Source organism: Marinobacter sp. H13, assembly GCF_059072335.1.
The window spans coordinates 1-222 of the sequence record NZ_JCACRU010000008.1 but is presented as its reverse complement, the minus strand read 5'-3'; the positions used below and the strand labels follow the sequence as shown (position 1 = coordinate 222).

1 protein-coding gene is annotated in these 222 nt (G+C 49.5%); it reads left to right on the top strand.

The genetic code is table 11. The annotated features are described in order from the left end of the window. Nucleotides 1-222, top strand: a 222-nt coding sequence (locus AC5JQH_RS21420; RefSeq protein WP_493805994.1) for a hypothetical protein, incomplete at both ends; no start/stop codon positions are given.

Sequence of the window (222 nt, the reverse complement as noted above, 5' to 3'; positions counted from 1 at the left end):
GTTATTGGCTTCTTTTAGCATTTGTTATTCCTCGCCAAACTGTACATACATTGACCGGTGCTCCGCCCGCACTCCTCGCCGCATGGATTGACTATTTCGAGCGGCATCGCGCAAGGAGCCTTAAAGCAGACCTGCGTCATTCTCTTCATCCCCATATCGGTGAAGCTTTGTGGCTCACCTGTGAGGAAGGTGTTATTCGACTCTCGGAAATTGAATGGTTGA